Below are 5,639 nucleotides of genomic sequence, written 5' to 3' on the forward strand. Positions count from 1 at the left end.
TGACTTGAAGTCGCTGCGTCACCTTCACGCCTCTGTCGAGCCACACCGCGCGGGTGCCGGTCGGCAGCGGCACGCTGATTGTGAGCCAGCCCCACAAGGCGGCAAGAGACAACTCGAGCCCGCGCCCACCGGCACCCTGGACGCTACGGCTGCAGACCGCGCGTCTGGGCTCGATTCAACAAGTCAGAGACGCTGACCAGACCGCGGCCGGGCGGCACTCGGTCGGGTGCTTGTGGCGGGACCGGTCCGGCGACCGCTTCTCCAGCACCCGGTCGCCGGCCTGCGTCAGACCCGGAACAGGACGAATCCGGCGGCGACCGATCCGAGTGCCGCGCCTCCGTAGCAGCAGGCGCTGATCGGCCCGCGCATCCGCTGGAGCTGGAGTCCGTCGTACAGCGTGTAGCGGAACCGGTGCGCCCAGTGGAACAGGCACAGGACGCAGAGCCCGAGGAGGACCAGCTTGGTCGCCGGGTTCCGCAGTACCGCGAGCAGGTGCGCGTGGTCGGGGAACGGGAGCCAGCCCAGAGGGAAGGCCACGCCGAACAGGAACAGCAGCACGGGGACCAGGAGCGCGGCGACCGTGCCGCCCGCGCTGAACAACAGCCACAGCAGTGGTTCCGGAGACGACTTCCTGCTCATCGCACTACCCGCCCAGGATCAGCCACGCCACGGCCGCCGATAGCAGCGCCCACAGCAGATAGTGCAGTGCCAGGATTCGGCCCGGCGGGACACGGCGGCCCCGCAGCCGCACGACCATGGCCCGCGGCGCGAGCCGGAACCAGGTGACCGTGTGCAGGAGAACGAAGAGCAGCGCGATCACGTTCACCAGCACGACCCACCAGTGCCCGCTCCAGTCCTGGAACCGCGCGTACGCGCCGCCGCCGTCCGCGACCGCGCCCACCATGAGCAGCAGGTACACGACGAACCAGGCGACGAAGACGGCGCTGAGCTCCCGTAGCACGAATACGACGTAGGAGCGGCGTCCCAGCCACCACAGCGGCGGGACGGGCCTGCGGTACATCGTCGGCCGGGCCGTCGGCCCGGGTGTCTGGCTCATCGCGCCCCCCTCGGCCACAGCAGGTCCGTGAGCGACCGCGTGGCCGCCGTGAGCTTGTAGCGCTGGATGGCACCGGCCGGGTCGACCCCTTTGGGGCAGGCCGTGGTGCACTCGCCGACCAGGGTGCAGGCCCAGACGCCCTCGGCGGCGCTCAGGACGTCCCGCCGGTCCTCGGCGCCTTCGTCGCGGGAGTCGAGGTTGTAGCGCTGGGCGAGGGCGATGGCCGCGGGGCCCAGGAAGCCCGGATCGAGCGCGTACACCGGGCAGGCGGCGTAGCAGAGCATGCAGTTGATGCACATGCTGTACTGCTTGTACTCGTCCATCTCGTCCGGCGTCTGCCGGTACTCGCCCTCGTCCAGCAACTTGTGCTCCTCCCGGACGATCCAGGGCTTGACCTCGGCGAGCTTGTCCATGAAGTCCTCGATGTCGACGACGAGGTCCCGGATGACGGGAAAGTTGGCCAGGGGCTCAACGCGCACCGGGCCAGGTGCCGATTCAGTCAGGAAGGCCGAACAGCTCAGCCGGGGCTCGCCGTTGACGGTCATGCCGCAGCTGCCGCAGATGCCCATGCGGCAGGACCAGCGGTAGGAGAGGGTGCCGTCCACGTGGTCCTTGATGTGGTTGAGCCCGTCGAGGACCGTCCACTCCTTGCGCAGCGGCACCTCATAGGACTGCCAGCTCGGTTCGGTGTCCTGTTCCGGCCGGTAGCGGGCGACCTGGAGGGTGATCCGTTCCGGGTCCCTGCCTGTCCAGGCCAAGGCCCTGTCCGTCATGGCTGCCGCCTTCCGTAGACGCGTTCCCCAGGGGGCCAGCGGGTGACGGTCACCGGCAGGTACGTCACCCGCGCGGTGCCGTCCGGTGCGCGGTGGGCCAGCGAATGGGCCAGGTAGCGCAGGTCGTCCCGGGCCGGGAAGTCGGTGCGCTGGTGCGCGCCCCTCGACTCCTCGCGGCGCAGTGCGCTGTGGACGACGACCCCGGACACATCGAGCATGAACGACAGTTCCAGCAACGCGATCAGGTCGGTGTTGAACGTACGGCTGTGGTCGTCGACGGCCGCACGGCCGCACCGCCCCCCCAACTCGTGCAGCGTCTCGGCCGCGGCGGTCAGGGAGGGCCCGTCACGGTAGATCCCGACACCGCTCTCCATCGCGTTCTGCATCGCCGTACGGATGTCCGCGATGCGGTCCCGGCCCTCGGCGTGGAGGGCCACGAGGCCCTCCAGTCGCCGCTGTTCGTCCTGTGCCTGCGCGAGGACGGCGGCGCCGGGACCGGATCCCGCGTTCGCCGCGGCGGACTCGGCCGCGGCACGGCCCGCGCGGGCGCCGAAGACCAGCAGCTCGGGCAGGGAGTTGGAGCCCAGTCGGTTGGCTCCGTTGATGCTGACGCAGGCCACCTCGCCCGCGGCATACAGGCCGTCGAGGCCCGTGGCGCCCTGCAGGTCGGTGTGGACGCCCCCCATCATGTAGTGGACGACCGGCCGCACCGGGATCAGCTCCCCGACCGGGTCGATGTTCTGGTACCGGAGGCACAGTTCCCGTACGAAGGGCAGCTTCGTGTCGATGAGGTCCGCGCCGAGGTGGCGCAGGTCCAGGTGGACGACGGGACCGTGCGGCGTGGGGACGGTCCGGCCCTTGTCGAGCTCGTGCACGAACGCCTGCGACAGCCGGTCGCGCGGTCCCAGCTCCATGCTGCGCAGCACCGGCCCCGGTTCCGGCGTGCCGAGGTCGTAGTCCTGGAGATAGCGGTAGCCGTCCTTGTTGAGGAGCCAGCCGCCCTCGGCGCGCGCGGCCTCCGTGATCAGAATTCCGGTGAACGGCAGGCCGGTGGGGTGGTACTGGACGAACTCCATGTCCTTCAGCGGCGCGCCCGCCCGGTACGCCAGGGCCATGCCGTCGCCGGTCTTGATGCTGGCGTTGGTGGTGAACGGGTAGACCCGCCCGCAGCCGCCGGTGCACACGACGACGGCGCCCGCCGTGATGGCCTCGACCCGGCCGGTGGCCAGCTCGACCGCCACGACGCCGCGGACCCTCCCGTCGTCGACCAGCAAGGTGGTGACGAACCACTCGTCGTAGCGCACGATGTCCCGATAGGACAGTGCCGTCTGGAACAGGGTGTGCAGGAGATGGAACCCGGTCTTGTCGGCGGCGAACCAGGTGCGCTTCTTCTTCATGCCACCGAACGCCCGTACGGCGATGCGCCCATCGGGTCGGCGGCTCCAGGGACAGCCCCAGTGCTCCAGCCGGAGCAGCTCGCGCGGCGCCTCGGCCACGAACGCCTCGACGGCGTCCTGGTCGCACAGCCAGTCCCCGCCGGACACGGTGTCGTAGGCGTGCTCGTCGAGCGTGTCGCCCGCGCCCGCGACGGCGGCGGCCCCGCCTTCGGCCGAGACCGTGTGGCTGCGCATCGGGTAGACCTTGGAGATGATCGCGACGCTCAGCCTGGGATCGGTCTCGGCGACGGCGATGGCTGCGCGCAGCCCGGCACCTCCGCCGCCGATCACCACGACGTCATGGGAAGCGGTCATGTCACCACCCGATGTCACCACTCCGACGCCACCGTCCCGGGCGCCGACGCCACGGTCCCGGGGTGCGCACCCCGTCCCGGTGCGCGCGCTCGATCAGGCTTCGCACTCGCCGCTGTGCTCGTCCTGCAGAAGGACCCCGTCGTGACGGACGGTCCTGACGCGCACGCTGCCGTCGTGGAACTCGCGCCGGACCCGATGGCACCCACAGGCGTACCTCACCTCGTCGATGACCAGGCCCGCGGCGTCGTCCTCCTGATAGCGCAGCCCGTCGACGATCCGGCCGCACGGAGCCCGCTCCTCGGTGAAGTCGATGGTGTTGCCGACCATCGCCGCCTCCTCGACGACCGCGGCCCACGCCACCCGCGCGCTCATTGCGAGCGTACCGCCGGTGGACCGCCCGCGCAGACCCAGCGCCCGGGGCCACGTACGGGCCCGGGGCCACCGCTGCCCCCTCCGGCCGCGCTCTGGCTCGGACGGCGGCGCCGTAGAGCCGTCGGTGACGACGGACGCCCAGCATCACCACCTGCGATTCCGAGATCACCGTGCGTGCCATGGTCGCCCGTGCCCGACGCGCTCCCCCACCGACTGGGAACGCCCGGCGTCCTCCGGGGAATTCCGGGACGCCCAGGTCCGGATGACTGACCGGCTCCTCGCCGGGAACCCGGTAGAAGGACTGCGGGACCTCGTCGCGAGGGACGTCGGCGCGATCGGCCGACCGGTCCCCGGGAACCCACCCACCGACCGACGAGGATCACATCAACCCGGGCGCGGAGCACACCATGCCCACAAGGATCCTGCTCGAAGGGCGTCCCGGCGTGGGCAAGACGAGGGCCGTCTGCCGCCTGGCCACGCTGGTGCGCACCCGTGAGGTCGTCGGCTTCACCACGGAGGAGATCCGGCACGGCGGCACACGCGTCGGTTTCGCGCTGGAGACGCTGACGGGCCGACGCGCCGTGCTCGCCCACGTCGACTTTCCGGGACCCCCGCGGGTCGGACGGTACGGAGTCGACCTGGGCGTCATGGAACGGCTGGCGCTGCCGGCGCTGGAGTGGGTGGCGACGCGCCCGGCGCCCGGGCCGCTGGTCCTCGTCGACGAGCTCGGGCGGATGGAGCTGGCCTGTGCCCCGTTCCGGGACACGGTCGGGTCTTCTTCCAAGCGGACTTCGACGTCGTGGCCACCGTACACGTGCATCGCGACCCGTTCACCGACGCGCTCAAGGGCCGCCACGACATGGACGTCGTGCCCATCACCCCGGCGAACCGCAACGTCCTCCCCGAGGAACTGGCACGACGGCTGGGACCCTGAGCGCGTGCGCGAGCCCCGCCGGCCGCCATCGTCGCCACCGGACCCACGCCGGACGGCGCAATCCCCGGCGCGCGGTCTGTTCGCCTGGCGCCCACCCTGGCATCGTGGCGTGTTCATGCCCTTCCTGGGGTGGCCGGCCCTTCCGTCACGACGTGAGAACCTGCACGTCACAGGCCATGGATGGGGTTTTCGACACTCGCAGCGTTGTGGTCCCTGGCAGGCGTCCGTCACTCCCGTCGACAGCCGCCCAGGCCAAGGCGTGGCCGAAGCTGCTGAGGGCGCAGTGCACGGCCATGGGCGCAATCAGGCTGCCGGACCGGCGGCGCAGTTCGCACAAGAGCACGGCGGCGATGCCCGTTCCGACGACGGCGGCCGCGACGGACCGGATGACGCCGGCCGTCCCGGCACCGAAGACGGCTTCGGCCGCGGTGTTGGCTTTGGTGAGTCCCCGCGACGGCGGCACATGCCAGAAACCGAAGAGAGTGGACGAGATCGCCGTGGCCCATTGGGGGCCACGAAGTCGGGTGATCAGGGTCCACAGGACGCCACGGAAGCCCACCTCCTCCAGCAGCACCGTGCCGAACGGCACGCGTACCAGAAGCCGGAACAACTGCTTCGCGGCAGAAGGACCGGCGGCGCGCTTGTCCTTGAAGGCCTCGTGGGTCAGCGGCAGGTGCCACGCGAGGAGGTAGACGGCGAGGACGGCCCCGGCCAGGACGAGGCCGCAGTCCAGGCCACGCTGCATCGAGGCT

The 5,639-nt window shown here is 71.0% G+C and carries 7 protein-coding genes and 1 pseudogene; 2 read left to right on the top strand and 6 right to left on the bottom strand.

Annotation, left to right across the window (positions count from 1 at the left end; genetic code table 11):
* Positions 1-285 precede the first annotated feature (285 nt).
* The 5 genes from frdD to ACWDA7_RS49590 form a co-directional block, all read right to left on the bottom strand.
* The gene (frdD, locus tag ACWDA7_RS49570) at positions 286-639 is read right to left on the bottom strand and encodes a fumarate reductase subunit FrdD (protein ID WP_450614386.1); all 354 of its coding nucleotides are present in this window, start codon (positions 637-639) and stop codon (positions 286-288) included.
* 4 nt (positions 640-643) lie between these two features.
* Complete coding sequence (locus ACWDA7_RS49575; RefSeq protein ID WP_450614388.1) at positions 644-1,057, bottom strand: hypothetical protein; 414 nt, start codon at positions 1,055-1,057, stop codon at positions 644-646.
* Positions 1,054-1,830: a succinate dehydrogenase/fumarate reductase iron-sulfur subunit gene (locus ACWDA7_RS49580; protein WP_450614390.1), complete on the bottom strand. Its 777-nt coding sequence runs from the start codon at positions 1,828-1,830 to the stop codon at positions 1,054-1,056. The genes ACWDA7_RS49575 and ACWDA7_RS49580 overlap by 4 nt, the downstream gene beginning before the upstream one ends.
* Positions 1,827-3,581, bottom strand: a complete 1,755-nt coding sequence (frdA, locus tag ACWDA7_RS49585; RefSeq protein WP_450614392.1) for a fumarate reductase (quinol) flavoprotein subunit — start codon at positions 3,579-3,581, stop codon at positions 1,827-1,829. Before frdA ends, ACWDA7_RS49580 begins: the two co-directional genes overlap by 4 nt.
* 93 nt (positions 3,582-3,674) lie before the next feature.
* Positions 3,675-3,953: a hypothetical protein gene (locus ACWDA7_RS49590; RefSeq protein ID WP_450614394.1), complete on the bottom strand. Its 279-nt coding sequence runs from the start codon at positions 3,951-3,953 to the stop codon at positions 3,675-3,677.
* A gap of 407 nt (positions 3,954-4,360) precedes the next feature.
* Here ACWDA7_RS49590 and ACWDA7_RS49595 point away from each other — a divergent pair.
* Together ACWDA7_RS49595 and ACWDA7_RS49600 are read left to right on the top strand one after the other, a co-directional pair.
* Positions 4,361-4,666 (top strand): annotated as a pseudogene (locus ACWDA7_RS49595) (nucleoside-triphosphatase); the annotation flags it as partial.
* Positions 4,667-4,752: 86 nt separating this feature from the next.
* A complete protein-coding gene (locus ACWDA7_RS49600) occupies positions 4,753-4,887 on the top strand; it encodes a hypothetical protein (RefSeq protein WP_450614396.1) in 135 nt (44 codons plus the stop codon).
* Positions 4,888-5,032: 145 nt separating this feature from the next.
* Here the strand turns inward: ACWDA7_RS49600 and ACWDA7_RS49605 are convergent.
* The coding region (locus tag ACWDA7_RS49605) for a CPBP family intramembrane glutamic endopeptidase (RefSeq protein ID WP_450614398.1) at positions 5,033-5,639 on the bottom strand (607 nt) is incomplete at its 5' end.

Source organism: Streptomyces sp. NPDC001156 (assembly GCF_053598275.1).